Genomic DNA, 25,803 nt, shown 5'->3' with positions numbered 1-25,803 from the left:
CGTGTTTTTTCTTATAAACAACCATAAAAACCTCTTTTTTGTGGTGGGGGCGTGGCCCCCTGGGCCGCGCCCCCGCCCCCCCACCGCAACCTCTTCGGTAACAACTAGAGCAATTCCAGGAAAAGTGTGAAACGGTTTTCCGTCCGGAATTGCGTCAAAACAAAGAGATAGAGCGGTTCGGCGTTTCCGTGAAAACGATGAACCGCTCTAACAGCCGAACTGGAATTCCAAACAAGAGCGGCGGGCCATGCCCGCCGCTCTTGTCTTTGCATGGCGGAAAAACGCCTGCTTCAAGCCGCCTTTGCTTCTGCTTCATGGAGCGCGAAAGAGCGCCCGTCGGCGTCGAAAATATGCAGGTCGCCTGCGTCCGCCGTCAGCCGCAGCGTCGCTCCGCGCTTGACCTCGACATTGCCCGGCAGCTTGGTCACCAGCGGCAGGTCGGCGCGGCCGATGTCGACATAGACGAGTTGGACCTCGCCGAGCTGCTCGACATAATCGACCGTCCCTTCGAACAAATAGTCGGCGCCGGTGGCAATCATCAGATCCTCAGGCCGCACCCCGAAGCTCACCGCAGCGCCTTTCGCCGAGGCAGGCGTTGCGATCGGCACCGTTGCCTTGCGGCCGCCGACATGGCTGACGAGCGTCGGGTTGCCGGTCTTGTCGATCGTTGCCGGCAGGATGTTCATCGCCGGCGAGCCGATGAACTGGGCGACGAACAGATTGCCGGGCCGCTTGTAGAGCTCCATCGGCGTGCCGACTTGTTCGATATGGCCTTCCTTCAGAACCACGATGCGGTCGGCCAGCGTCATCGCCTCGACCTGGTCGTGGGTGACGTAGATCATCGTTGTGGCCGGCATCGATTCCTTGAGCTTGGCGATCTCGATGCGGGTAGCGACGCGCAGCGCCGCGTCGAGGTTGGACAGCGGCTCGTCGAACAGGAAGACCTTGGGATTGCGCACGATGGCGCGGCCGATAGCGACGCGCTGGCGCTGGCCGCCCGACATCGCCTTGGGCAGACGGTCGAGATATTTGGTCAGCTGCAGGATCTCGGCCGCCTGGCGCACCCGCTTGTCGATCTCGGCCTTGCTTTCCTTGCCGATCTTCATCGAGAACGCCATGTTGTCGTAGACGGTCATGTGCGGATAGAGCGCATAGGACTGGAACACCATGGCGATGCCGCGCTTCGACGGCGGCACGTCGTTGACGATTTCGCCGTCTATCTTGAGCTCGCCCGAGGTGATCTCCTCCAGCCCGGCGATGCAGCGCAGCAAGGTCGACTTGCCGCAACCAGACGGACCGACGAAGACGATGAATTCGCCCGACTTTATGTCGAGGTCGACGCCGTGCAGAATGTTGAGATTGCCGTATGATTTCTTCACTTGCCTTAGCGTGACATCGGCCATGGTACCCTCCAGTTCTTCCTTGAATTCAGTCGATACGCCCGAACCAGGCGCCGTAGCCGCCGAGGCGGATAGTGCCGGCGCCAGTCTGTCCCGAAAACCCGTGCCCCGGCAAGGGCTGCAGTGAGCGGCCGCCGAGATCGACCTCGGCCGGCTTTGCTCCGAGATTGAAGGCGCAGACGATCTGCTCGTTGCCTTCGCGGCGCGTGAAGGCGACGGTGTCGCCCTCGCTTTCGATGAACTCGATATCGCCCTTGGCCAGCGCCGGATGGGCGCGGCGGAAAGCCAGGAAGCGCCGATAGTGCTCGAGCAGCGAGCCGTCGTCGCCCTGCTGCACATTGACCGCTTGCGCAAGATGCTTGCTGGGCACCGGCAGCCAGGGCTTTGCCGTCGAAAAGCCGCCATTGCGGGCAGCGCCGTCCCAGACCATCGGCGTGCGGCAGCCATCGCGGCCCTTGAATTCCGGCCAGAAGCGGATGCCGTATGGGTCCTGCAGATCCTCGAAGCTGAGCTCGGCCTCGCTAAGCCCGAGCTCCTCGCCCTGATAGATGCAGACCGAGCCGCGCAACGACATCAGCAGCGCCGAGATGACCTTGAGGTAGGCGGTCGGGTCGGGCTCGCCGGCTGCCCAGCGCGAGGCAGGGCGCATCACGTCATGGTTGGAGAAGGCCCAGCACGACCAGCCGTCGCTGGCCACCTTGCCGAAGGTTTCCAGCACCGAGCGCACCTTTGCCGCGCTGATCTTCTCCGGCGCCAGGAAGTCGAAGGAGTAGCACATATGCACGCGCTTGCCGCCGGCCGTATAGGCCGCCACCACTTCCAGCCCACGCTGCGAATCGCCGACTTCGCCAACCGCGGCCGTCGCCGGATATTCGTCGAGCAGGGCGCGGAAGCGTTCGAGGAAGCCGAGGTTTTCAGGCCGGCTCTTGTCGTAGAGATGGTCCTGGTAGTTGTAGGGGTTGACGGCCGGCGCCGTCTGGTCGTTGCGCTGCTCGGGCGGCAGCGGCGGATTGTCTTCCAGCCCTTGGCTGTGGAAGTAGAAATTGATGGTATCGAGGCGAAAGCCATCGACGCCGCGCTCCAGCCAGAAGCGGGTGACATCGAGCAGCGCGTCCTGGACCGCGCGGTTGTGGAAATTGAGGTCGGGCTGCTCGGCCAGGAAATTATGCAGGTAATATTGCTGGCGGCTGGTGTCCCACTGCCAGGCCGAGCCGCCGAAGATCGACAGCCAGTTGTTGGGCGGCGTGCCGTCCGGCTTGGCATCCGCCCAGACATACCAGTCGGCTTTTGGATTGCTGCGGCTCGAACGGCTTTCCTTGAACCATGGATGGATGTCGGCGGTGTGCGACAGCACCTCGTCGATCATCACCTTGAGGCCAAGCCGGTGCGCCTCGGCGGTCAGCGCGTCGAAGTCGGCCAGCGTGCCGAACATCGGATCGACATCGCAATAATCCGACACGTCGTAGCCAAAGTCCTTCATCGGCGATTTGAAGAATGGCGAGATCCAGATGGCGTCGGCACCGAGCGAGGCGATGTAGGGCAGCCGGCCGATGATGCCTCTGAGATCGCCGATGCCGTCGCCGTTCGAATCCTGATAGCTGCGCGGATAGATCTGGTAGATCACGGCACCTCGCCACCAGTCGCGATCGATCGCGAGATCGGGCTTCGGGGTCGCCTTCAAAGCGGATTGCATGATTTCAACCTCCTTTCACCGAGCCGGCAAGCAGCCCGCGGACGAAATAGCGCTGCAGCGAGAAGAACACGATCAGCGGCACGATGATGGTGACGAAGGCCGATGTCGTCAGGATCTCCCAGTCGCCGCCGCGCGAACCGAGCAACGCATTGAGCTTGGCGGTCAGCACGATCTGGTCGCCCTCGGTACCGAGGAAAACCATCGCCACCAGCAGATCGTTCCACACCCAGAGAAACTGGAAGATGGCGAACGAGGCCAGCACCGGGAACGACAATGGCAGCACGATCTTGACGAAGATCTCGAAATCGCTGGCGCCATCGATGCGCGCCGATTCCATGATCTCGCGTGGCAGGCCGGCGATATAGCTCCTCAGAAGATAGATGGCGAAAGGCAGGCCGAACCCGGTATGCGCCAGCCAGATGCCGAGATAGGTCTTCGACGGCACGCCGAAGAAGCTGCCGACGCCGTTATAGAGCTTCAACAGCGGGATCAGCGACATCTGCAGCGGCACGACCAGGAGGCCGATGATGACGGCGATGAGCAGCGCCCGGCCGGGAAAGCGCATCCACGCCAAAGCGTAGGCGGCGAACGCGGCGATCAGGATCGGGATCACGGTCGCCGGAATGGTGACGGTCAGCGAATTCATGAAGGAGCGGCCGATGCCTTCCGAAAACAGCACCGTGTCGTAATTGTCGGTGGTGAATTTCGGCGGCGCCGACGAGGCGTAATAGACGCGCTGGCCGCGTTCGCTTTCGAAAGCCTTCGGCGAGGTCATGACGAAACTGCCGTCGGCATTGAGCTGCAGGGTCACGCCGTCCCCGAGATCGGCTGTCGTGCCGGCGGGATATTGCGTCGGCGCTGCCGACTTGACGCCGAAGGCACTGATGTTGCGGGCCGGACCGTCGCCGAAGATATTGCCTTGCAGGACGAACTTGCCGTCCTTCTCGACTTGCGCCGAGGCGGGCGGCAGCCGTCCGGCTTCCGTTTGGCTGGAACTGGTGAACGAGTTCCACCAGCCCGAAGCGATGATCTGGTCCTTGTCGCGCAGCGACGACACCAGAATGCCGAGCGTCGGGATCGTCCAGATCGCAACGAAGATGAAAACGGCGATATGGACGCCGAAACGGCTGACAAAGGACTTTCCGGTCGCCACGGCCATCTCAATGTCCTTCCGTCTCTTTGTTCGCCTGGCGGATGTTCCAGACCATGATCGGAATGACCGCGATCATGATGATGATGGCGATGGTGGCGCCGCGGCCGAAATCGCCGCCGCCGCGGAACATCCAGTCGAACATCAGATTGGCCAGCACCTGGCTGTTCCACTGGCCGTTGGTCATGGTCAGCACGATGTCGAAAACCTTCAGCACCAGGATGGTGATGGTGGTCCAGACTACGGCGATGGTGCCCCAGATCTGCGGCACCATGATCTTCCAGAAGATCTGGAAAGGATTGGCGCCGTCGATGACGGCGGCTTCCAGCGTCTCTTCCGGAATGCCGCGCAAGGCCGACGACAGGATGACCATGGCAAAGCCGGTCTGGATCCAGATCAGGATGACCATCAGGAAGAAGTTGTTCCAGAACGGCAGCGATATCCAGACCTGCGGCTGGCCGCCGAAATACTGGATGATGGCGTTGAGCAGACCGATCTGCGTCTGGCCGTCGCCGCGATACTCGTAGATGAATTTCCAGATGACGCTGGCGCCGACGAAGGAGATGGCCAGCGGCAGGAAGATCAGGCTCTTGGCGATGGTGCCCCACCAGATCTTGTCGGTGAGCACGGCGATGATCAGCCCGAGGAAGGTGCAGGCGGCCGGCACCACTGCCAGCCAGATGATGTTGTTGAGGATCGAGTTGCGGAACTCGCGGTCGCCGAACGCCCAGTGATAGTTGGCCAAGCCGACGAAATGGCCGCCGCCGCGATCGAGGAACGACAGCCTCAGCGTCTCCACCACCGGGTAGATCAGGTAGATGGTGAGGATGATCATCGCCGGCCCGACGAACAGCCAGGGCCGGATCACCCCCTGCCGCCGCAGATTGTTAATCGCCGCCTTGCCGGAAACGCCGCGTGCCGGAAAGATCGTATCGAGTGCCTTGTTGGCGCCCCAGAAATAGGCGACGCAGCCGCCCACGCCGATGATGATGACGAATATCGCCGAAAAAATCTGAGCCGCCATGGGTCCCTCCCCCTGCGCACGGATCCGCCAGTCGAGAATGGCTTTGGCGACGGGATCATGCGCCGATTCAGTTGTCTGGAGCGCGACCAGCCGAAAAGCAGGTCACTGGGCGCGCATCATGCCGGAATGCGTTGTGCTCACGACAATCGACGCGACGCCAAGCACCGGATAAGGTCCGGGCCGTTTGAGGCCCGGACCGCATCACATTGGGAACTCAAGCCGGCCGCTTACTTGATCGCGTCCCAGCTTTTCTGGATATCGGTGGCGACGTCCTGGGCGGACTTGCCGCCGACCAGGTCGATCATGCCGGTCCAGAAGGCGCCGGCGCCGATCTTGCCCGGCATCAGGTCGGACCCATCGAAGCGGAAGGTCGAGGCGTTGGCCAGGATTTCGCCCTGCTTCTTCAGCGCGTCGCTGGCATAGGCGTCCTTGTTGACCGACTTGAACGGCGTCACGAAGCCACCCTGCGCCATCCAGATCTCATGAGCGAGCGGCAGCTTCAGGAATTCGATGAACGCGCGGGCACTCTTGCTATCCTTGGTGATCATGGCGAGCGTGCCGGCGCCCAGCACCGGAGTGCCGAGATCGGGCTTGGAGGCGTAGGGCGGGTAATAGAAGAAGTCGGCATCCTCGCCGATCTTGGTGCCTTGCGGGAAGAAGGTCGGGATGAATGATGCCTGGTGGTGCAGATAGCATTTTGGCGGCACCGAGAAGAGGCCCTTCGGGCTGTCGCGGAAATCGGTCGCCGCAACCGCCTTTGCACCGCCCTCGACCATTTTGTCGTCGGTCGCGATCTTGCCGAAAATGTCGATGGCGTTGACCACGGCCGGATCGTTGAACGGAATTTCGTTCTTCACCCATTTGTCGTAGGTCTCGGGCGTCTGGGTGCGCAGCATGATGTCTTCGACCCAGTCGGTCGCAGGCCAGCCGGTGGCGCCGCCCGAACCAAGCCCGATGCACCATGGCGTGCCGCCGTCGGCGATGATCTTCTTTTCGAGCTCGGCAAGCTCTTCCTGCGTCTTCGGCACCTTGTAGCCGGCTTCCTCGAAATTATCCGGCGAGTACCAGACTAGCGATTTCACGTCGGCCTTGTAGGGGAACGCGAAGAAACCGGGCTTGCCGTCCTTGTCCTTGAAGGTGCCGAGGTCGACCCAGGATTGGCCGGCGCCGTAATTGTCCTTGACCCAGTTGGCGGTGTCGTCGCCGAGCGGCGTCAAAAGCCCCTTCGATGCCAGATCCTGGATCAGACCCGGCTGCGGCAGCACGGCGATGTTGGGCGGGCTGCCGGCCTGCGTGTCGATGACGATCTGCTGCTCGTAATTCTCCGACGAGGAGTACTTGATCTCGGCGCCGGTGGCTTCGGAGAAATAATCGAGAACGGTGCGGACAAGCCCTTCGTCCTCGCCGCGCCACGGTCCGAAGATCGTCAGCGTCTCGCCCTTGAGGTCGACCTTCTTGAGCTCCTCGTAGTTGGCCCAGTTGAAACGGGGATCTTCGCCCGGCTTGAACTTCAGTTCGGCTTGCGCCGGCATGGCCAGGGCGAGCGTGGCAAACGCAGCGCCCAGCAGAAGCATTTTCTTCATCGGTATTCCCTCCCAGTGGTGACAAACACCGAACGAAACCTCCATTCCGTCCGCCGGCGCTGCAGGACTGTGACTCAGTCGGAAAGGAACTGCAACCTTTCGTAGAGTCTTCCAAAGCGCTTTGGTGATTTTGATCACGCCACTGAATTGATCCGGAGTCAAGAGAAAGCCACGCTAATCGATTTAATTTCTGCGGCCGAGTGCCAGCGAAAGTGCGCTGCAGCACAGTTTTCTGGCGGTGCAGCAGCAAATTCGGCTTCAAACCGGTCCGAACCGTGCGTATGGTCATTGCGCTCGGCAAGGCGGTTCGTAGCGGCCAGCTCGATTCAGATTAAAAGCGCTTTGAGGTTTTGGAGGCCTCCGGTGAACCTCAAGCAGCTCTCCCACATGCTGGCGCTTTCGCAGACCACGGTCAGCCGCGCATTGAACGGCTACCCGGAAGTCAACGAGGAAACGCGCCGGCGGGTGGTCGATGCCGCCAAGCGTCACGGCTATCGCCCCAATCCGAGCGCGCGCCGGCTGGCGACCGGCAAGACCGGCATGATCGGCTATGTGCTGCCGACGGGGACGACCGTCGACATCGACCCGCATTTCGTCGAGTTCCTGTCCGGCCTCGGCGACTATGCGCGTTCGCACGAGCTCGACCTGGTGCTGTCACCGGCCGATGCCGACGACCAGGAGACGACCTACCGCCGTATTGTCGCCAACCGGCAGGTCGACGCGGTCTATATCTCGTCGCCGAGGCCGGCCGACCGCCGGGTGGCGCTGGTCAATACGCTCGGCATTCCTTTCATCGTCCATGGCCGCAGCGAAGGCTTCGATTTCGACTATCCCTTCACCGACATCGACAATGAGGGCGCCTTCCACGAGGCGGCGCGGCTTCTCGTCCAGCTCGGTCACAGGCGTCTGGCGCTGATCAATGGCGACGATCGCGAGACCTTCGCCATCCACCGCGAGCGCGGCGTTCGGCGCGCGCTAGCGGCAAGCGGCCTGGTGCTTGGTGATCAGCATGTCTGTTCCCTCACCATGACCGAGGAGAATGGCTACCGCGCTGCCCGGCGCTTGCTGGAACAAAGCGACGCGCCGACGGCGATCGCCTGCTCCAGCCTGATCATGGCGCTCGGCGTGGTGCGCGCGGTGCGCGATCTCGGCCTGACCATTCCGGGCGACCTGTCGCTGATCGCCCATGACGACGTCTTTCCCTGGCTGAAGCCGGAGAATTTTTCGGTGCCGCTGTCGACGACGCGTTCGTCGATCCGCCTGGCCGGCGCGCGCATCGCCGAACGGCTGGCGGCGCGGATTTCCGGCCTGGAGGAGGGGGCTCGCGGCGAGGTCTGGCCGGTCGACCTGGTGGTCAGGGGATCGGTCGCCGGCGCACCGGCCTAGAGGCAATCACTCTGAACGGCCGAGGTCGACTCTTGGCGGCTGTTGGCCAGCACCAGCGAGTGCGTCCTGATCTCAGGCCGCAGATTTGAGGTGATCGATGAAGGCGCGCAGCTTCGGCAGGACTTGGCGCTTGCCTGGATGATAGAGGAAGACACCCGGCGTCGTCGTGGCGATGCTGTCCAGCACCGACTTGAGTTTTCCTTCTTCTATCAGACCTTCGGCGAGTGGTCGTGGTGTCTGCGCCAGCCCAACGCCCCGCGTCGCAGCCCCGACCAATGTCGAATAGTCGTGCGCGATCAGCGGGCCTGAGACGATCGCTTCGATCGCGCCATTGCCGTCGACGAAGGACCAGGGCGCGATAGCGCCATTCGAGCGGCGCAAGCGTAAGCAGGCGTGGTGGCGCAAGTCGTCGACACGCTCGGGACGGCCGTGGTGCTCGAGATAATCAGGGCTGCCGACGACCACGAACGAGAACGGCGCTGTCAGCCGCACCGCGACCATGTCGGCGGCGATGAGCTGGCCGAGGCGGATGCCGGCATCGAACCCGCCGGTCGCCAGATCGACCATCTGGTCGCTCACGGCGATCTCCAGTTCGATCTCAGGATAGGCTTTGCAGAACGACGCGAACAGCGGCTCCAACATCAGCGGCACGATAGCGCGGGGCACAGACAGGCGCAGCAGACCTGTCGGCCGCTTGCCGATATCGCGGGCGGCCTCGCCGGCCGCGACAAGCTCTTCGAATGCCGGGCCGGCACGGTCTAGGAACCGCTGGCCAGGCTCGGTCAAACCGACGCTCCGCGTCGTGCGGACGAACAGCGCCGTACCCAGGCGAGCTTCCAGCGCGCGCACCGCTTGGCTCACAGCGGACGGCGTCACGCCGAGATCGGCGGCAGCACGGCGGAAGTTGCGGCGCCTGGCGACGGCCAGGAACGCCTCGACGCCCTCCAGCGCACCATGTCGGACTGTGTAGTTCTGCTTCATAGGTTGTTGTGATTACACCGGATAGTCGAATTGCGGTAGCGGGCTTAAAGCTGCGTGAATCAACTGTTGAGAGAAGGCCAAATGTCCACGGAAATAGTGTTCCAAACCCATCTTGTTCTCGGCTATGTCGCGTGGCTGCTTTGCTTCGGCGCATACGGTTTGCCGTGGCTCAGGTCGATGGACCGGGTCGCAGCGCAACGTGCTATCGCTACGCTGCACAGCTTCCGCTTCTTCGGGCTCGTCTTCATCGTTCCGGGCGTCGTAAGCCCCAATCTGCCCGCCGATTTCGCCGTGTTTGCCGCCTACGGCGATTTCGCGACTGGCGTGCTGGCCATGCTGGCGCTGCTCACGGTGAGGATACGCCCGCTCTTCTGGCCGTTGGTCGTCGCCTTCAACGTCGTCGGGACGGTCGACCTCATCGTCGACTATTACCACGCCATTCAGATCGGCCTTCCTGCCCGCGCGGGGGAACTGGGCGCAACCTACGCGATCCCGATCATCTACGTACCGCTGCTGATGATAACGCACATCGCCGCATTCTATTTTCTGGCGCGTCCTCGGCAAAACGCGACTTGAGCCGTCGTAGTCGATCCGCCTGGCCGGCGCGCATTGCCGAACGGCTGGCGTCGCGAATCTCTGGCCGGAGCAGGCCGCGCGCGGCGAGGTCTGGCCGTTCGACCAGTGGTCAGGGCATCCAGGGCCGGCGCGCCGATGTAAAGGTCAAAACTCGATCACTCCCGGCGACCGAGTTCGACCCAGAGCGGCCGTCCGACCTTGCGAGCCCGATGACGCTGGCCAACCCTTAGCAGAAAACGGACTGAAGAATAGCCGCGCTGCAGCAGCAAAGGAGATCGATCGCTTCCCCAATACCACAACCGCTATCGGCGGAGTACCGAATCGGCCGGCTGAGCCGTCGTTATCGGATCGGCATGACGATGCACAATCTTCCACAGACCATCTTCTGGGCGAAAGACGCTCGTCGCGCGTAACGCAAGAGGCGTGACATCGCTCCGACCGCCAACCTTGGACCTGAGCCGCTCCACTTCGACGATGTATGCCAGCTCAGACGTCACACACTTCGCTATGTTCTCGAAGCCGCTAGCGTCGCCGTCCCTGTAGTTCGATGCCGCTTGCTCCATCGTCTCAACGACCTGCTTCCATCCATGAGCGAAAGGGCCAAAGGGATTGCCCAGTGTTACATCGTCTCGTTGGGAAAAGAGCTTCTTCGCTGGCGCGGGGTTTCCTTTCATGAACTCATCCAGAGCCAGGTGGTATTCTTCAACTGCTTGATCGAAGCCACTGGCGTCGAGGGACACGTCATCCTCCCTGTCGTTTTTATTTTCTGATCCGGACTGGCGACCACAGGTCTACATTCTGTGCGCCCGCAGCGGTGAAGCATTTTCCCTACGGCGGCGTAGTGCAGGTTGGCTTGGTCATTATAGCACGGCGTGAGACAAGTTTCGCGATAGCGTTATGAGACGGCTCGGTTCAAACACGAGACTTAGTCCTTGGCCGCCTCGGCCGCCTTGGTGTCCAGCAGCCCAAAGCCGAAATCATTGTCCCGCCCCTTGGGGCCGAGATCCTTTGCCGTGGCGGCCAGTGCTTTCTCGACCCAGTCGGCCGAACGGTCGGGCGCGGCATGCAACAGGTTGGCGACCGCGCCGGTCACGATCGCCGCTGCAAAGGACGTCCCGGTCACCACATCCGAGCCGGCGCCGCTTGGCGCCACCATCTCGACGCCGGGAGCGGAGATGAAGACGTAGGCGCCGCGATTGGCCTGCGGCATCAGCCCGTCCTTGGCATCGGTGGCCGTCACCGCGATCACGCCGTCGAAGGCGGCCGGATAACCATAGGGCGCCTTCGGCCCGTTATTGCCGGCGGCCGCGACCAGCACGATGCCAAGCGCGCGAGCATTGCGGCAGGCGATGCCGAGCAGGTCGTTCTTCGGGCCGACGAAGCTCATATTGATGATACGGACATCCTGCTCCGCCGCCCAGTCGAGCGCCGAAAGGATGACGTCCATGGTCGACTTGCCGCCCTCGAAGGCGCGGGCGTGATAGATCCTGGCGCCCGGCGCCATGCCTTTGAACGCGCCGGTGCCGGCGATCAGTCCATCGACCGAAGTACCGTGGTCGCGCGCCTTGATCGGCACGTCGGGCATGGCATCGAACTGCTCGGCGATGACACCGGAGAGCGCGGGATTGCTGTCGTCGATGCCGGTGTCGATGACGCCGACGCGGACATTCTCGCCGCTGGCTTCCTTGGCGTCGAGCGCGATGCGCTCGAACGCATAATTGACGATGCTGGCCGCCTGCTGCAGCGAATAGACGTGGTTGGCCTCACGCCGCAAAGTGCGGCCGTCGGCGGCAAGCTGCGCCAGCACGACGCCGACTGGGCGGCCATCGGGAATGCCGAAGCGCACCAGCGTGTTGCCGAGCAGCCGCGACTGCCGCTGCGAGCGTATTTCGAGGCCGAACGAGGCGGCGATCTGCTGGACCGCGCCGGCATCGCCATTGACCGTGACCAGCACCTCGTCGGGCACGAAATCGCCGATCACGGCGCGCGGCGGCTCGGTTGCGACAAGATCGGTGGGTGCTACGACCGGACCGCCCGGCGCGGCCGCCGGTATTGCCGGCAGGCCCGAAGGCGGAGCGGTCGGCGGGGCCGCAGTATTGCCGGGAGGTATCGGCGCCTCGGTGACTACGGCAGGATTGGGGAACAAGTCGACGATCAGCGCGGGAAGAAACACGGCACTCACCGTTGAAGCCTTAGCCGGCGTTTTGCCGCCGCTATCCTTCCCGTCGTCGCCGTCCTTGGCGCAGTCGGTGCCGGCGGCACTTGCCCGGTTCAGGCAGTCGATCTCCGCCTGGGTGAGGTTCGGGTCGTTGGTCTGCGCCATCGCGGACGTGGCGAAGATTGTCATCGCCGCCGTCAATCGAATGACCGCCTTAGCCGCCATCAGCCGGTTTCCTTCCCTCCAGGGCAGCTTCGGTGAAAGGCTGGGCGGCAATAAGGCCAAGCAGCTTCTGATAGTCGGCGGCGGTCTTGGCCGGAACGCCGAGGCGGAAGACACCGTCGGCGGTCGGCCCGCCGGCGATCTTCAACTGGTTCTGGTCGAGAAAAGCGACGATATCGGACAGCTTCGCATCCGGTTTGAACTTCACAAGTGCAAACGGCATTTTGGCCAGATCGTCTTCCGATCCGGCAATCTCGAAGTCGCCACCTCTGTTGCCGGTCTGCACAAAGGATTGCGCGACGACCAGGGCCAGCAGCACCGCGGCCGCCGCCCAGGCGACGCCGGCCGGCACCGCCATGAAGCGGCTCCAGGCCTGCGCCAACCAGGGCGACGCCGCCGGCGCGCGGGCCGGGCCGGCCTCGGCGTCGAGCGCCTTGGCAAAGCGGCTGAGCGCATCGGCCGGCGGGCGGATTGCCTCGTTTGCGGCAGCAGTGCCGGAGAATTCGGCCTCGGCCTCGCCAAGCGCGGCCATCGCCGCCGGATCGCTCTCCAGCCATTCCTCGATGGCTTCCAGCTCGGCGCCTTCCAGCGAGCCGTTCAGATAAAACGGCAGCAGCATTTCCATTTCGTCGCGGCGTGACATTTTTTCAGCGGCGCTCATGGCCACCCCCTGTCGTAACCGGCGGCCTTGAGAGCTTCGCCGAGTTTCTTGCGGGCGTAGAACATCCTGGTCTTGACCGTGGCGACCGGAATACCGAGCACCTCGCCGATCTCGCTCACCGATTGCCCGTGATAATAGGCAAGGTCGATCACCGTGCGATGCTCTTCCGGCATGGCATCGATGAAGCGTCGCAAGGCAGCGGCCTTGTCTTCCTTCATCGTCACGACTTCCGGCGTGTCGGCACCGTCGGCGACCTGGGCCGCGTCATCGTCGTCGATCCAGTCTTCCTTCTTCTTGCGTAGCAGGGACAGCGCCTTGAAGCGGGCAATGCCGAGCAGCCATGTCGAGACCTCCGAGCGCCCCTCGAAGGCCGGCGCCTGCCGCCAGAGCTCGAGGAACACCTCGTTCGCGATATCGTCGGCCATCAGTTCCGATCCCGTCTGGCGTGCCACGAAGCGGTAGACCCGCGCGTGGTGGCGCATGAACAGGAGCCGCACGGCTGCACGGTCGCCCTTCGCGACCCGCTCGACGAGCGCGCGATCGGTCTCCGCGGCTGTCATCGCCGGTCGAGCCGCCTGGCTCCTGCCTGCTCTGTCGCTGATCGGCCCAAAAAGGTTCACCGCCTCCGCCGGATATTTGCGGAGGCTAACCGAAGAGCGGAGAGGTTGCCAGAGGTGCGCTTTCTCCTTCTCCCTGCGGGGGAGGGAAGACGCCGCCTTTGCAAACATCGCTGCAGCGAATACGCTCCGCAAATGATCAGGAATCCCACAGTTACGGTCGGTGCATTGCTGGTGAACCACGACCGGAAGGTCTTGATGGGTCTTCGCGCTGCCTGGAAGAGCGCGTGGCCTGGGCATTGGGACACGATCGGCGGCCGCGTTGAAGCCGGAGAGACGCTGGAAGAGGCACTCGTTCGCGAGATTCAGGAAGAAATTGGAGTGACGCCAACAGATTTCGGTTGGATGCGGTGCATTGGAGAGCGCCATCCCGAGCTCTATGGGAAGGCGTTGCACCACGTTTTCAAGGTCATCGGCTGGGAAGGCGGGGATCCAAGCAACATTTGCGAGGAACACACCGAGATCCGGTGGTTTGATGTCGAGGAACTTCAGCGCCTCCCCAATCTGGTGGATTGCGATTATCGCCGGCTCGCAAAGCTCGCCGCGACGTGACCTCCCGAAAGTACCCGTTCTCGCACGTGATCCGCGCACCGATCCTCGGCATTTCCCGTGACGCGAGGGAATCCCTAGGTGCTCAATTTCCCGCGCTTGCCATCCGCCGTCCCTTGATCGCCTTCTCCAGCCCGCCGATCTCCACTTCGGGCATCTGTCGCTGATCGGCCCAAAAAGGGTTCACCGCCTCCGCCGGATATTTGCGGAGGCTAACCGAAGAGCGGAGAGGTTGCCAGAGTGTACCGTTCTCCCCCTTTTTAGCGATACTGTCTCGGCCGTCAGGCTCGCAATGACGGCGGCCACAAGGCGGCTCATAACCATCGGGTAAGGTGCAGTCGTTCAGCCTCGGGCGAGGCGTAATTGGACGCCATCGCCGTGCAGGGATTCCCGACAGTTTTGTAACTCAACAGTCCGCTGCCGGGCGACTAAGGTCCCGATCGCAAATGGCAATCCAGCCTGAAGAAACGAAATGTTATGACCAACAACAGCTTTGCGGCCGCGATTCTCGTGGATCAGTCGCCCATGGCGGTGTTCGACGCGGTCAAGCGTCCACGCGAGTGGTGGGGCGCATGAAGCCTTGCGCGGTCGGAAGGAGCTTTCCATGAGATTGATTAGGCTGAAAGCGCCGGGAGGCTTGGAAAATCTCAAGCTGGTCGAGGAAGATTGCCCAGAACCAGGGCCGGGTGAGTTGCTTGTCAGGATACGAGCGTGTTCGTTGAATTTCCACGACAGTATGGTGGCGCTGGGAAAGAAACCGTGCGCCGATGGCCGTATCCCGCTGTCCGATGGCGCCGGAGAGGTGGTTGCGGTCTCAGACGATGTCCAAGAATTCAAGGTCGGAGATGCCGTCGTCAGCACCTATTGGCCCCATTGGCTGACAGGCGAACCGACGCCAGCCAATAAGAAGGGCGAATTGGGAGATGATGTTGACGGCTATGCCCGCGAGTATGCGTGCATGCCCTGGCATGCCTTCACAAGGGCACCGGCAGACTTCACGCATGTGGAGGCGGCAACGCTTACTTGTGCCGGCGTCACCGCCTGGAAAGCCCTGATGGTGTGCGGCCAGGTGAAGCCTGGTGATACGGTGCTGGTCCTTGGCACGGTGTATCGCTGTTCGCGCTGCAATTCGCAAAAATTGCAGGCGCTCGGGTTATTGCCACCTCCTCATCGGAGGAGAAGCTGGAAAAGTTAAAGCGATTTGGAGCCGACATTGTCGTCAATTACAAGGCAGTGCCGGATTGGGGCCAGAAGGTAAGGGTTTTGACGGACGGACGCGGCGTCGATCATGTGATCGAGGTTGGCGGGCCCGGCACGTTGGCGCAGTCGATAACAGCATGCAGGATGGGCGGCCACATCGCACTGATCGGTGTCTTGACTGGTTTTGCCGGGCAAGTTTCGATCCCGGCCCTGTTTTCCAATCAGATTAGGACCAGCGGAATCTCGATTGGCAGCGGGGCAGACCAGAACGACATGATCCGTGCCATAGAGGCCAACCGTTTGAAGCCTGCGATCGACCGCGGTTTTCCCCTGCAGGAGATCGCCAATGCCTTCAAGCACTACGAGTCCCAAAAGCATTTTGGCAAGGTCTGTCTCGAACTTTGACTCCTGTATCTGGCCTCCATTTGGCGTCGCGCATTTCGACCGGCTTTATGTTCTCCGCAAGCAAAGCAGGCCAGGCACCAATCAGTCGAGAAATGGCTTTGCCTTCATCGTCGCCGGCACCGGCACGCCGAGGCGCGCAAGCACCGTTGGCGCGAGCTGCAGCTGATCGAGCAGCGTCTTGGCTTCCGGACCCTCGCCGGATCCGAAGTAGTAAAGTGCGAAATCCTGCATCTCCTCGTCGTGGCCGCCATGATGGCCGCGATCGGTCTGGCCATGATCGGCGGTGACGATCACCTCGTAGCCGGCCTCCCGCCAGCGCGGCAGGAAGCCGGCGAGCATGGCGTCCATTGCATAGACGGCATGATCCATCTCATGGCAGTCATGGCCGAAGCGGTGGCCCATCGAGTCCAGCGTGCAGCTGTGCAGGATGCCGTAGTCGATGCCGTAGCGCCTGGTCAGCATGGTCAAGGTAGCGAACAGGTCGACGTCGCTCGGCGTCATCTGGTTCCTGGCATTATAGCCGGTCATGGTGTGGAACCGGCCGTGGCCGATCGGCCCGCCCGGCTCGTCGAACTCCATGTCCTCGACCAGGTCGAACGGATAGGCCCGGAAGAATTCGGACCAGTAGGAATGGGTGACCGCACCCGTCGTGCCGCCGGCCCTGCTGACTTCGGAAAAAATGTCCGGCTGTTCGACGCGAAACCGGTTCTCGTTCGACAGGATACCGTGCACTTGGGGCGGCACGCCGGTGTGGATCGAGGCGTAGCAGGATGCCGAGGTCGACGGCAGGACGGAGCGCATTTTCCATACGCGGGCTTCGCCTGATTGCACCCAGCCTTCGAGATTGCCCATCAGCCGCCGCCAGTTCCGGTAAGGCACGCCGTCGAGGATGATGACCAAAAGTTTTGTCTTGAGCGCCACGGGAGTGTCTAATTTCCCGCGCTGGCCATGCGCCGTCCCTTGATCGCCTTTTCCAGCCAGCCGATCTCCATTTCGGGCACCGACGACAGCAAAAGATCGGTGTAGGCATCGAAGGGTGGCGTCAGCACGGTGCTCGTGGCGCCGTAGCGCACCACCTCGCCGCGATACATCACCGCGATTGAATCGGCGATCGACTTGACCGTGGCCAGGTCGTGGGTGATGAACAGATAGGCGACGTTTTCCTCTTTCTGCAGCCCGAGCAGCAGCTCCAGTATGCCATGGGCGACCAGCGGGTCGAGCGCCGAGGTCACCTCGTCGCAGATGATCAGCTTCGGCTTGGCGGCGAGCGAGCGGGCGATGCAGACGCGCTGCTTCTGGCCGCCCGAAAGCTCGGCCGGATAGCGGTCGATATAGCCTTTGCCCATTTCAATCTTGTCGAGCAGTTCGGCGACGCGTTTGTCGCGCTCGCGCCCGCGCATCCCAAAATAGAATTCCAGCGGCCGGCCGATGATAGTGCCGACCGTCTGGCGCGGGTTCATCGCCACATCGGCCATCTGGTAGATCATCTGCAATTGGCGCAGATCCTCTTTTGGCCGGTCGGCAAGCCGGTTGGCGAGCGGCCGCCCGTCGAAGGTGACGGTGCCTTGTTCGGGCGGCAAGAGGCCGGTGATGGCGCGCGCCAGCGTCGATTTGCCGGAGCCGGACTCGCCGACCACCGCCAGCGTCTGGCCCGGGAAAATATCGACCGAGACGTTCTTCAACACCTTGATGTGGCTGCGGCCATAGGCGGCGGTGATGTTCTTGACCGACAGGAACGGGCTCGTGCCGGGCTTCTGCTCCTGATGTTCGATCTCATGCACCGAAACCAGCGCGTTGGTGTATTCCTGGCGCGGCTCCTTGATGATCTGGCGCGTGCCGCCCCATTCGACCAGCCGGCCGTGGCGCAGCACCATGATCTCGTCCGATACCTGGGCGACGACGGCAAGATCGTGGGTGATGTAGAGCGCCGCGACATGCGTGTCGCGGATGGCATCCTTGATCGCCGCCAAGACGTCGATCTGCGTCGTCACGTCGAGCGCCGTGGTCGGCTCGTCGAAGACGATCAGGTCGGGCTCCGAGCACAGCGCCATTGCCGTCATCACGCGCTGCAGCTGACCGCCCGACACCTGGTGGGGGAAGCGCTCGCCGATGCTTTCGGGGTTCGGCAGGCTGAGCTTCTTGAACAGCGCGACGGCTCGCTTTTCGGCTTCGGCCCGCGTCGCCGTGCCGTGCAGCAGTGCTGCCTCGACCACCTGGTCCATCAGCCTGTGCGCCGGATTGAAGGCCGCTGCCGCCGATTGCGCGACATAGCAGACCTCGCGGCCGCGCAATTTGCGGAACCCTTCGTTGCCGCCCTTCAGGATGTCGCGGCCGTTGAGGATGACCTCGCCGCCTGTGATGCGCACCCCGCCCCGGCCATAACCCATCGACGACAGGCCGATGGTCGATTTGCCGGCGCCGGACTCGCCGATCAATCCGAGCACCTTGCCCTTTTCGAGCGTCAGCGAGACATCGTGCACCAGCACGATATTCTTCGGCGCCTCGCCCGGCGGATATACCGTGGCCTCGATGCGCAGATTGCGGATGTCGAGCAGCACGCTGGACTTCGGTTGCCCGGGCTTCGGTTGCCCGGGCCTCGGTTGCTTGTCAGCCATTATCCGCGTCCTCCCTTCAGGCTTGTCGTGCGGTTGAGCACCCAGTCGGCGACAAGATTGACGGAAATCGCCAGCGCGGCGATCGCCGCCGCCGGGATCAGTGCCGCCGCAATTCCGAAGACGATGCCGTCCTTGTTTTCCTTGACCATGCCGCCCCAGTCGGCGCTAGGCGGTTGCACGCCAAGGCCGAGGAAGGACAGCGTCGACAGGAACAGCACGGCATAGATGAAGCGCAGGCCGAGTTCCGAAACCAGCGGGGACAGCGCATTGGGCAGGATCTCGCGGAAGATGATCCAGCCGCTGCCTTCGCCGCGCAGCTTGGCCGCCTCGACGTAATCCATGACGTTAATGTCGACCGCCACCGCCCGCGACAGGCGGTAGACGCGGGTCGAGTCGAGAATGCCCATCACCAGGATCAGCGTCACCAGATTGGTTGGCAGCACCGAGAGCACGACGAGGCCCATGATCAGTGTCGGGATCGACATCAGGAGATCGACGAGGCGCGACAGAAGCGTGTCGAACCAGCCACCGAAAACCGCTGCAGAGAAGCCGAGGATAGCGCCGAGCGAGAACGACAGTGCGGTGGCCAGCACCGCGATGAACAGGGTGATACGGGCGCCGTAGATCATGCGCGACAACAGATCGCGGCCCAGATTGTCGGTGCCCAGCCAATGTGTGGCCGACATCGGCTCCCACACGTCGCCAACGATCTCGCCATTGCCGTGCGGTGCAATCCACGGAGCAAAGATCGCCGCCAGCACGAACAATGCGGTCAGCACCAGTCCGATCAGCGCCGGGATGGGGATGCGTTTTATGACGAGCATACCCGCCCCCTCATTTCGGATGTCTGAGGCGCGGATTGGCGACGATCGCCGCTATGTCCGCAATGATGTTCAGGCTGATGTAAACAGCGGCGAAGATCAGGCCGACCGCCTGCACCACCGGCACGTCGCGCTTGGTGACGTGGTCGACGAGATATTGGCCCATGCCCGGATAGACGAAGATCACTTCGACGACGACGACGCCGACGATGAGATAGGCGAGATTGAGCATGACGACATTGATGATCGGCGCAATCGCATTGGGGAAGGCATGCCTGCGGATGACCGCGAATGCCGAAAGCCCCTTGAGCTCTGCGGTTTCGACATAGGCCGACTGCATGACGTTGAGGATTGCGGCGCGCGTCATGCGCATCATGTGGGCGAGCACCACCAGGGTCAGCGCCGCCGTCGGCAGCGCGATCGCCTGCATGCGCTCGCCGAAAGGCATTCCGTCATAGACGGTCGAGATGCCCGGGAAGATTTGGTATTTCACGGCAAAGAAATAAACGAGCACATAGCCGATGAAGAATTCCGGAAACGATGTCGAGGCGAGCGCCAGTCCGGAGATCAGTTTGTCGACCCAGCCATTGCGATAACGCACCGCGATCAGCCCGAGGATAATCGCGAGCGGCACCGCCACGACCGCCGCCCAGAAGGCGAGGAACAGCGTGTTCCACAACCGCCCCTTGATCGAGGTCGCAATATCCTGACCGCTCGACATCGCGGTGCCGAGATTGCCAGTCAGCACGCCGCCGAGCCAGCGAAAATACCTGATAAAGGCCGGGTCGTTGAGACCGAGCTGCTCGCGCAGATTGGCGAGCGACTCCGGCGTCGCCGATTGTCCGAGGATGGCTTGCGCGACGTCGCCGGGCAGGATCTGGGTGCCGGCGAAGATCAGGACCGATACGGCCAACAGCAGGAGAATGCCCAGCGCAATGCGCTGGGCCACCAGTTTCACGATGGGTGAGGACATATCCGCAAGGCCGGGCTCAGGCTTCGAGCCAGCACTTTGCCAGAGCGTATCCGTTCATCAGCTCCTGATGCGGATCGTCCACCCAGCCGGCAACCTTGGCGCCCGTCGCGTCGATGAACTGGTTGAACATCGGCAGGATGAGGCCGCCCTCGTCGCGAACGAGCATCGCCATGTCGCGATACATCGCCTTGCGCTTGGTGTTGTCGAGCTCGGCGCGTGCCGCCAGCACCATCTTGTCGAAATCCGGACGCTTGAACCGTGTGTCGTTCCAGTCGGCCGTCGACAGGTAGGCGGTCGAATACATCTGGTCCTGGGTCGAGCGTCCGCCCCAGTAGGAAGCGCAGAAGGGCTGCTTGTTCCAGACTTCGTTCCAGTAGCCGTCGCCCGGCTCGCGCTTGATCTCCAGCGTGATGCCGGCCTTGGCCGCGCTCTGCTGATAGAGCTGCGCGGCGTCGACGGCGCCCGGGAAGGCGACGTCCGATGTTCTGAGTAAGATTGAGCCGTCATGGCCCGACTTCTTGAAGTGGAACTTTGCCTTGTCGGGATCGTATTTGCGCTGCTCGATATCGTCGGAAAACAGCGGGTATGCCGCATTGATCGGGAAGTCGTTGCCCAGCGTGCCATAGCCTCTGAGGATCTTGTCGAGCATCTCCTCGCGGTCGATCGCCAGCTTCAGCGCCATGCGCAGATCGTTGTTGTCGAACGGGGCCGTGTTGCAGTGCATGATGAAGACGTAGTGGCCAGGGCCGGCATGGTTGCGGATGGTGACGCCGGGTAGACGCTTGATCAGGTCGACGATCTTCGGCTCGACGCGGTTGATCATGTTGACCTGGCCGCCCTGCAGGGCGGCCGTTCGCGCCGTGGCGTCGTTGATGACGATGACCTCGACCTGGTCGGCATGGCCCATCTTGTCGCCCTGCCAGTAGTTGGCGAAACGCTCGCCGCCATGACGCACGCCGGGCTCGTTGGTGGTGATCTTGTAAGGCCCGGCCGAGATGCCGGCGTCGGCCTTGTCCTTGCCGCCATTGGGCTGGACGATCAGATGGTAGTCGCTGAGCAGATAGGGAAGGTCGGCATTGGCTTCCTTCAGCGTCAGCACCACTTCCTTGCCGCTGGCCTTGATGCTCTCGATGCCCTTCATGTAACCGAGCGCGCCCGACTTCGACTTCTCGTCCGAATGGCGTTCGAGGGTGGCGGCCACGTCCTCGGCGGTCACCGTCTTGCCATTGTGGAATTCGACGCCGTCGCGGATCTTCAGCGTCCAGGTCTTGGCGTCGTCCGACGAGCCGATCTCCTCGGCAATGCGGTTCTCGAGCTTGCCTTCGGGAGACAGCTCGACGATCAGTTCGCCCCACATCTTGCCGAAGGCGAACGGCACCTGGGTCATGAACAGCGCCGGATCGAGGCTGTCGGCTGAAGAGCCGCCGACGAGGCCGGCCTTGAGCGTGCCGCCCTTGACCGGACCCGCCGCGCGGGAAGCGCTGGAAAGCAGCGAATTGGCGAAGGTTGCGGTGACGCCGAGCGCTGCCGCCCGGCCGAGAAAATCGCGACGGCTCAGCTTGCCGGACGCAACGCGCCGGCTCAGATATTCCAGTTCGTTCGACATGTTGAGTTCCTCACTCTGTTGGTCCGACCTTATGGTCGTTTTTTCTCATTTCAATCGGGAGAATAATGACCGTAAGGGAAAGCAGTAAGCAAGACCGAATGCGACATGCCGTGGCGTAAATCGTGCGTCGCAATTGGACCAATCGCTATAAGCGCTCAAAGCAGTACCCGCGGGATTTTCTCCTCGAAGTTGCGCTCGAAGACCAGCTTCTCGCCGTCATAGGCTTCAATTCTGGCGCTAACCATGAAGCTTTGCGCGTCGGAGCGCATTTCGCCGAAGGTTTCGGTGCGCACCGACCATTCATTTCGCGACAGCGTCTGGGTCCAATGCGTCTTGCCCAAGGCTGACAGCGGATTGTCAGGATGGATCGCCCATGTCTCTCTGGCGATGCTCCCGTGGACGAGGCCATGCTCCAGGTCGCGCACCTCACCAAAATCGTCGACGATAGAAAGCGTGATCATTCCGGTCTTTTCGTCGCGATCGACATGACGCTCGGAATTGGCGGCGCGGACCGTTTCGGTTGCCCAGGGCGTGGCGCCCACGGGAGCGGGGAAGACCACTTCGTCACCTGGCGCCAGCGGGCGCAGCGGCAGCATCAATGTCGCGGCCGACAATTCCAGCCGGACCGGCTCCGGCGACGGCCAGATCATCGGCCAATAGCTGTTGGAAATGGCCACACGCAAGCGGTGACCGGCCGGCACGCGATAGGCGCATTGGTCGAGCACCACCCGGGCGTTGACGATTTCGCCGGGCACCAGCGCTTCGGGAAATTCGTGCGAGTTGCGATGCGTCAGGTTGAGCACGCCGTAGGAGATCAGCTCCGACGCTCCGTCCGGATGGACGTCGCACAGCCGAACCGCGATGTTCGCCTGGCGCCGGTCCGCCGAGACCCTGACCGCAACTTCGGGAGCACCGACGATGTCGATCGCTTCGTTCAGCACCGGCTGGTCGAAACACACCGACAGCGCATCGTCGGGGCGCTGGTCACCCGGCAGTTCCGGTCCAAAGGTGAAGGGGAAATATTCGCCACCGGCAAGGCCGCAGTTTTGCGGCGAAGCGACGATAGCGTGGTTGCCTTCAGCCATAAGCTCAACCTCTTGCGTCTTGATGTTGGGTGACGGCCATTCCGATTCAGCGACCCAGCGGCCGGGCCGCTCGGGATGCCAGCGCGCCGGACGCACGCTGTCCATCACATAGGCTCGGTAGGCCGGGTCGGCCTCTACGCCGGTGTCGAGGTCCTTCAGCCAGCGGTCCCACCAGCGCAACGCCTCCTGCAGGAAGCCGATGCGCGGTTCGGGCGTGGCGTAGTGCGGGTATTTGTGGATCCACGGGCCGACGATGCCCTTGACCGGCGCCTCGATATTGGCGGCGAGATGGGAAATCGTATTGCGATAACCATCATGCCAGCCGCCGATCGACAGCACCGCGGCATGGATGGCCGGATAGTCCTCGCAGATCGAGCCGCGCTTCCAATAGGCGTCGCGATGCTGGTGCTTCAACCACAGCGGCGCCAGGAAGGGCTGGTTCTCCAGCCGGGTCAGCCACAGGTCGCGCCATCTGTTGTCGCCGGCCAGCAACGGATCCGGCGGCCGCGACGAATAGGACAGCATGGTCGAAGCCCAGCCGAAATTCTCGATCAGCAGGCAGCCGCCCTTGTAGTGGATGTCGTCGGCGTAGCGGTCGACTGTCGAACAGAGACTGATGACTGCCTTCAGCGCCGCCGGCTGCTTGGCTGCTACCTGCAGGCAGTTGAAGCCGCCCCACGAAATGCCCATCATGCCGACATTGCCGTTGCACCAGGGCTGCGCCGCCGCCCAGGCGATGACGTCGCAAGCGTCCTGCAATTCCTGCTCGGAATATTCGTCGTCCATCAGCCCTTCGGAATCGCCATTGCCGCGCATGTCGACGCGGATCGAGGCGTAGCCGTGGCCTGCGAAATAGGGATGCGTCAGCTGATCACGATAGATCGTGCCGTCGCGCTTGCGATAGGGGAGATGTTCGAGGATTGCCGGCACCGGATCGTCGGCGGCATCGGCCGGCATCCACACCCGCGCCGACAGCCGGCAGCCGTCCGGCATGACGATCCCCATATCCGGAAATTCGACGATCTTTCGTGGGAATTCAGTGACGATTTTCATGCCGGCAGACTCCAGGAGCGCCAGATGATGGAGTCCGCAGGATGTCGTCGTGGGCCAGCCAACGAATTCGGCTGGTCAATCCGCGTCAATTCAACGGGATGTCGTTTTCGGCCTTGCTCGCCTGGTAAGCGCCGGACAGTTCGTCGTAGATTGCCGAGATGGCGCTGATCCGCGCCTCCAGCCGCTCGCGCTCAGGCCCCGACAGCGATCGTACCAGTCTGCGGATCGAAAAGCTCTTCCAATAGGCATTCTCGGCATTGTAGCCGCCGGGATCGAGGGTGAAGACCTCTTTCAGGATCTTCAAATCGTGCGGGATAGCGAAACTGTCGCGCGAATCCTCGTGGCTGAACAGATAGTAGAAATTGTCGAAGCCGGTCCAGGTGATCGCCGACAGGCAGAGCGAGCAAGGTTCGTGCGTGGCGAGAAAGATGGCATCCGCGGTGTCGACGCGCTCGGCCTTCGGCATTTCGTAGAAGCGCTTCAGGCAATGCACCTCGCCGTGCCACAGCGGGTTTTCCGTCTCATTGTTGGTTTCGGCAAGCACCAGCGAGCTGTCGTCCTTGCGCAGGATCGCCGCGCCGAACAGCTTGTTGCCATGCGCGACACCCTTCGCCGTCTTCGGCACGATGTCGTGCTCGATGACGTCGAGCAGGCGGTCGATCAGCGAAATGTCAGCCATCACCGGCTCCCGTCGGGAAGATGAATCTCATAGGCGTGCGAGAAGTGGCACTCTTCGAGGTTGGAGCCGTCGCCGCCCCGGTCGACGACCAGGAAGTCCTGGGGCTCGCCGATCGGCGTCAGCACGCCGTGCCACAAATTGCGCGGATAGTTGACGCCTTGCCCGGGCGCGGTGATGAACGCATGCGGCTCGCCCGGGCCTTCCTCGCCGTCATGGCAGACGATGACCAGGAACGGCCGTGGTGACAGCGGAATGAAGGCCTGGCTGCCAAACGGATGGCGCTCGACCATGGTAAGCTTCAACGGCAGCTCATAGGGCGTGCCACGCACCATCGAGATCAGCACGTGCGCATTCGGCCCTCGTGCTTCAGCGGTGGCGAGATCGTGATAGCGCTCGGCCTTGCCGCCATTGATCGGATAATGGTTGTCGCCGCCCATATCGATGACGTCGCCGAATTCGGCGAAATTCTCGCGGGTCAGCGGCCGCGCGACGATGCGGATCACCGCGCGCGACCCTCGATGCCCACACCGCCGAGCTTGGCGTGGCGGTTCACGTCCTTGTAGAGGAGGTAGCGGAATTTGCCTGGCCCGCCGGCATAACAAGCCTGCGGGCAGAAGGCGCGCAGCCACATATAGTCGCCGGCCTCGACTTCGACCCAGTCCTGGTTGAGACGGTAGACCGCCTTGCCCTCCAGCACATAAAGCCCGTGCTCCATGACATGCGTCTCGGCGAAGGGAATGACCGCGCCAGGCTCGAGCGTCACGATGGTGACATGCATGTCGTGGCGGATGTCTTCAGGATCGACGAAGCGCGTTGTTGCCCAGCGGCCTTCGGTACCTGGCATCGGCGTCGGTACGATATCCTGTTCGTTGGCGAAGAACGCTTGCGGCAGCTCGATGCCGTCGACCGCATCGTAACCCTTTCGGATCCAGTGGAAGCGGACGGCAGCGCCGCTTTCGTTGCGCACCGTCCACCCGCTCGCTGGCGGCAGAAACGCGAACCCGCCCGGCCTGAGCACATGCTTCTTTCCGGCTAGCGACACGCTCAGCTCGCCTTCAACCACGAATATCGCGCCCTCGGCATCATCATCCGGTTCTGGCCGGTCGCTGCCGCCGCCGGGCGCGAGCTCGACGATGTATTGCGAAAACGTCTCGGCAAAACCCGACAGCGGCCGCGACAGCACCCAGACCCGTGTCCCATCCCAGAACGGCAAGGCGCTGGTGACGATGTCCTGCATCACGCCTTTGGGGATTACGGCATAGGCCTGTGTGAACACGGCGCGTCCGGTCAGCAATTCACTCTGGCCGGGATGTCCGCCCTGCGGCGCATAATAGGTTCGCTCGGCCATTTTCATCATATCCATAAA

At 62.6% G+C, this 25,803-nt stretch carries 24 protein-coding genes; 5 read left to right on the top strand and 19 right to left on the bottom strand.

The window, feature by feature from the left end; all coding sequences use genetic code 11:
• Positions 1-290 precede the first annotated feature (290 nt).
• The 5 genes from NKH01_RS29530 to NKH01_RS29510 all read right to left on the bottom strand — a co-directional run bounded on the left by NKH01_RS29530 (position 291) and on the right by NKH01_RS29510 (position 6,850).
• Positions 291-1,403 carry an ABC transporter ATP-binding protein gene (locus NKH01_RS29530; protein ID WP_023718338.1) on the bottom strand — a complete coding sequence of 371 codons (1,113 nt, stop codon included), beginning with the start codon at positions 1,401-1,403 and terminating at the stop codon, positions 291-293.
• Between the two features lie 25 nt (positions 1,404-1,428).
• The gene (bglA, locus tag NKH01_RS29525; RefSeq protein WP_353023718.1) at positions 1,429-3,093 is read right to left on the bottom strand and encodes a beta-galactosidase BglA; all 1,665 of its coding nucleotides are present in this window, start codon (positions 3,091-3,093) and stop codon (positions 1,429-1,431) included.
• Between the two features lie 4 nt (positions 3,094-3,097).
• Entirely contained in the window at positions 3,098-4,252 is a 1,155-nt protein-coding gene (locus tag NKH01_RS29520; protein WP_023718340.1) for a carbohydrate ABC transporter permease, read from the bottom strand.
• 1 nt (position 4,253) lies between these two features.
• Positions 4,254-5,267, bottom strand: a complete 1,014-nt coding sequence (locus NKH01_RS29515) for a carbohydrate ABC transporter permease (protein WP_352640567.1) — start codon at positions 5,265-5,267, stop codon at positions 4,254-4,256.
• A 227-nt stretch (positions 5,268-5,494) separates the two neighbouring features.
• The gene (locus tag NKH01_RS29510; RefSeq protein ID WP_352484360.1) at positions 5,495-6,850 is read right to left on the bottom strand and encodes an ABC transporter substrate-binding protein; all 1,356 of its coding nucleotides are present in this window, start codon (positions 6,848-6,850) and stop codon (positions 5,495-5,497) included.
• A gap of 363 nt (positions 6,851-7,213) precedes the next feature.
• Here NKH01_RS29510 and NKH01_RS29505 point away from each other — a divergent pair, with 363 nt between their 5' ends.
• The gene (locus NKH01_RS29505; protein WP_352495219.1) at positions 7,214-8,236 is read left to right on the top strand and encodes a substrate-binding domain-containing protein; all 1,023 of its coding nucleotides are present in this window, start codon (positions 7,214-7,216) and stop codon (positions 8,234-8,236) included.
• 72 nt (positions 8,237-8,308) lie between these two features.
• On the opposite strand, the gene NKH01_RS29500 is transcribed toward NKH01_RS29505, so the two are convergent.
• Positions 8,309-9,217, bottom strand: coding sequence for a LysR family transcriptional regulator (locus NKH01_RS29500; protein WP_352817141.1), 909 nt, complete (start codon positions 9,215-9,217; stop codon positions 8,309-8,311).
• 81 nt (positions 9,218-9,298) lie between these two features.
• Here NKH01_RS29500 and NKH01_RS29495 point away from each other — a divergent pair, with 81 nt between their 5' ends.
• Positions 9,299-9,793, top strand: a complete 495-nt coding sequence (locus NKH01_RS29495; protein WP_352484362.1) for a DUF8737 domain-containing protein — start codon at positions 9,299-9,301, stop codon at positions 9,791-9,793.
• A 302-nt stretch (positions 9,794-10,095) separates the two neighbouring features.
• Here NKH01_RS29495 and NKH01_RS29490 read toward each other — a convergent pair whose 3' ends face one another.
• From NKH01_RS29490 to NKH01_RS29475, 4 genes are all read right to left on the bottom strand, one after another.
• A complete protein-coding gene (locus NKH01_RS29490) occupies positions 10,096-10,533 on the bottom strand; it encodes a YybH family protein (protein ID WP_352847751.1) in 438 nt (145 codons plus the stop codon).
• 185 nt (positions 10,534-10,718) lie between these two features.
• Complete coding sequence (locus NKH01_RS29485; RefSeq protein ID WP_352859899.1) at positions 10,719-12,176, bottom strand: S8 family serine peptidase; 1,458 nt, start codon at positions 12,174-12,176, stop codon at positions 10,719-10,721.
• Positions 12,166-12,834: an anti-sigma factor gene (locus tag NKH01_RS29480; RefSeq protein WP_353023714.1), complete on the bottom strand. Its 669-nt coding sequence runs from the start codon at positions 12,832-12,834 to the stop codon at positions 12,166-12,168. Before NKH01_RS29480 ends, NKH01_RS29485 begins: the two co-directional genes overlap by 11 nt.
• Positions 12,831-13,394, bottom strand: coding sequence for a sigma-70 family RNA polymerase sigma factor (locus tag NKH01_RS29475; protein WP_352452243.1), 564 nt, complete (start codon positions 13,392-13,394; stop codon positions 12,831-12,833). The genes NKH01_RS29480 and NKH01_RS29475 overlap by 4 nt, the downstream gene beginning before the upstream one ends.
• 192 nt (positions 13,395-13,586) lie before the next feature.
• Here NKH01_RS29475 and NKH01_RS29470 point away from each other — a divergent pair, with 192 nt between their 5' ends.
• The 3 genes from NKH01_RS29470 (at position 13,587) to NKH01_RS29460 (ending at position 15,605) form a co-directional block, all read left to right on the top strand.
• Positions 13,587-14,003 (top strand): NUDIX hydrolase, encoded by a 417-nt coding sequence (locus NKH01_RS29470; RefSeq protein ID WP_031193706.1) that lies wholly within the window; start codon positions 13,587-13,589, stop codon positions 14,001-14,003.
• 601 nt (positions 14,004-14,604) lie between these two features.
• Entirely contained in the window at positions 14,605-15,195 is a 591-nt protein-coding gene (locus NKH01_RS29465; RefSeq protein ID WP_353023712.1) for a zinc-dependent alcohol dehydrogenase family protein, read from the top strand.
• A complete protein-coding gene (locus NKH01_RS29460; RefSeq protein ID WP_353023723.1) occupies positions 15,114-15,605 on the top strand; it encodes a zinc-dependent alcohol dehydrogenase family protein in 492 nt (163 codons plus the stop codon). The genes NKH01_RS29465 and NKH01_RS29460 overlap by 82 nt, the downstream gene beginning before the upstream one ends.
• An 81-nt stretch (positions 15,606-15,686) precedes the next feature.
• Here NKH01_RS29460 and NKH01_RS29455 read toward each other — a convergent pair whose 3' ends face one another.
• The 9 genes from NKH01_RS29455 to NKH01_RS29415 all read right to left on the bottom strand — a co-directional run bounded on the left by NKH01_RS29455 (position 15,687) and on the right by NKH01_RS29415 (position 25,785).
• A complete protein-coding gene (locus tag NKH01_RS29455) occupies positions 15,687-16,526 on the bottom strand; it encodes an alkaline phosphatase family protein (protein ID WP_353023711.1) in 840 nt (279 codons plus the stop codon).
• Between the two features lie 8 nt (positions 16,527-16,534).
• On the bottom strand, positions 16,535-18,220 hold the full coding sequence (locus tag NKH01_RS29450; protein WP_353023709.1) for an ABC transporter ATP-binding protein: 1,686 nt from the start codon (positions 18,218-18,220) through the stop codon (positions 16,535-16,537).
• The gene (locus NKH01_RS29445; RefSeq protein ID WP_353023707.1) at positions 18,220-19,044 is read right to left on the bottom strand and encodes an ABC transporter permease; all 825 of its coding nucleotides are present in this window, start codon (positions 19,042-19,044) and stop codon (positions 18,220-18,222) included. The genes NKH01_RS29450 and NKH01_RS29445 overlap by 1 nt, the downstream gene beginning before the upstream one ends.
• A gap of 10 nt (positions 19,045-19,054) precedes the next feature.
• Positions 19,055-20,014 carry an ABC transporter permease gene (locus tag NKH01_RS29440; RefSeq protein WP_353023706.1) on the bottom strand — a complete coding sequence of 320 codons (960 nt, stop codon included), beginning with the start codon at positions 20,012-20,014 and terminating at the stop codon, positions 19,055-19,057.
• Between the two features lie 16 nt (positions 20,015-20,030).
• On the bottom strand, positions 20,031-21,620 hold the full coding sequence (locus tag NKH01_RS29435) for an ABC transporter substrate-binding protein (protein WP_353023704.1): 1,590 nt from the start codon (positions 21,618-21,620) through the stop codon (positions 20,031-20,033).
• Positions 21,621-21,775: 155 nt separating this feature from the next.
• Complete coding sequence (locus tag NKH01_RS29430; protein WP_353023703.1) at positions 21,776-23,758, bottom strand: CocE/NonD family hydrolase; 1,983 nt, start codon at positions 23,756-23,758, stop codon at positions 21,776-21,778.
• 85 nt (positions 23,759-23,843) lie between these two features.
• Positions 23,844-24,437 carry a nucleoside deaminase gene (locus NKH01_RS29425; RefSeq protein ID WP_023718083.1) on the bottom strand — a complete coding sequence of 198 codons (594 nt, stop codon included), beginning with the start codon at positions 24,435-24,437 and terminating at the stop codon, positions 23,844-23,846.
• Entirely contained in the window at positions 24,437-24,940 is a 504-nt protein-coding gene (locus NKH01_RS29420) for an ureidoglycolate lyase (RefSeq protein WP_023718082.1), read from the bottom strand. The genes NKH01_RS29425 and NKH01_RS29420 overlap by 1 nt, the downstream gene beginning before the upstream one ends.
• Positions 24,937-25,785: a bifunctional allantoicase/(S)-ureidoglycine aminohydrolase gene (locus NKH01_RS29415; RefSeq protein ID WP_502912691.1), complete on the bottom strand. Its 849-nt coding sequence runs from the start codon at positions 25,783-25,785 to the stop codon at positions 24,937-24,939. The genes NKH01_RS29420 and NKH01_RS29415 overlap by 4 nt, the downstream gene beginning before the upstream one ends.
• Between the last annotated feature and the right edge of the window lie 18 nt (positions 25,786-25,803).

Origin of the sequence: Mesorhizobium sp. M1403, assembly GCF_040317695.1 — a bacterium.
In the GTDB taxonomy this organism is placed as follows: Bacteria; Pseudomonadota; Alphaproteobacteria; order Rhizobiales; family Rhizobiaceae; genus Mesorhizobium.
This window is presented reverse-complemented; position numbering and strand designations above follow the sequence as displayed.

Bases quoted from the DNA above. Each gene is read 5' to 3' on its own strand.
- NKH01_RS29415 (WP_502912691.1), bottom strand. From the start codon at position 25,785: ATGGCCGAGCGAACCTATTATGCGCCGCAGGGCGGACATCCCGGCCAG.
- bglA (WP_353023718.1), bottom strand. From the start codon at position 3,093: ATGCAATCCGCTTTGAAGGCGACCCCGAAGCCCGATCTCGCGATCGAT.
- NKH01_RS29445 (WP_353023707.1), bottom strand. From the start codon at position 19,044: ATGCTCGTCATAAAACGCATCCCCATCCCGGCGCTGATCGGACTGGTG.
- NKH01_RS29440 (WP_353023706.1), bottom strand. From the start codon at position 20,014: ATGTCCTCACCCATCGTGAAACTGGTGGCCCAGCGCATTGCGCTGGGC.
- NKH01_RS29515 (WP_352640567.1), bottom strand. From the start codon at position 5,267: ATGGCGGCTCAGATTTTTTCGGCGATATTCGTCATCATCATCGGCGTG.
- NKH01_RS29465 (WP_353023712.1), top strand. From the start codon at position 14,605: ATGAGATTGATTAGGCTGAAAGCGCCGGGAGGCTTGGAAAATCTCAAG.
- NKH01_RS29520 (WP_023718340.1), bottom strand. From the start codon at position 4,252: ATGGCCGTGGCGACCGGAAAGTCCTTTGTCAGCCGTTTCGGCGTCCAT.
- NKH01_RS29485 (WP_352859899.1), bottom strand. From the start codon at position 12,176: ATGGCGGCTAAGGCGGTCATTCGATTGACGGCGGCGATGACAATCTTC.
- NKH01_RS29500 (WP_352817141.1), bottom strand. From the start codon at position 9,217: ATGAAGCAGAACTACACAGTCCGACATGGTGCGCTGGAGGGCGTCGAG.
- NKH01_RS29450 (WP_353023709.1), bottom strand. From the start codon at position 18,220: ATGGCTGACAAGCAACCGAGGCCCGGGCAACCGAAGCCCGGGCAACCG.
- NKH01_RS29430 (WP_353023703.1), bottom strand. From the start codon at position 23,758: ATGAAAATCGTCACTGAATTCCCACGAAAGATCGTCGAATTTCCGGAT.
- NKH01_RS29435 (WP_353023704.1), bottom strand. From the start codon at position 21,620: ATGTCGAACGAACTGGAATATCTGAGCCGGCGCGTTGCGTCCGGCAAG.
- NKH01_RS29425 (WP_023718083.1), bottom strand. From the start codon at position 24,437: ATGGCTGACATTTCGCTGATCGACCGCCTGCTCGACGTCATCGAGCAC.
- NKH01_RS29475 (WP_352452243.1), bottom strand. From the start codon at position 13,394: ATGACAGCCGCGGAGACCGATCGCGCGCTCGTCGAGCGGGTCGCGAAG.
- NKH01_RS29480 (WP_353023714.1), bottom strand. From the start codon at position 12,834: ATGAGCGCCGCTGAAAAAATGTCACGCCGCGACGAAATGGAAATGCTG.
- NKH01_RS29530 (WP_023718338.1), bottom strand. From the start codon at position 1,403: ATGGCCGATGTCACGCTAAGGCAAGTGAAGAAATCATACGGCAATCTC.
- NKH01_RS29495 (WP_352484362.1), top strand. From the start codon at position 9,299: ATGTCCACGGAAATAGTGTTCCAAACCCATCTTGTTCTCGGCTATGTC.
- NKH01_RS29510 (WP_352484360.1), bottom strand. From the start codon at position 6,850: ATGAAGAAAATGCTTCTGCTGGGCGCTGCGTTTGCCACGCTCGCCCTG.
- NKH01_RS29470 (WP_031193706.1), top strand. From the start codon at position 13,587: ATGATCAGGAATCCCACAGTTACGGTCGGTGCATTGCTGGTGAACCAC.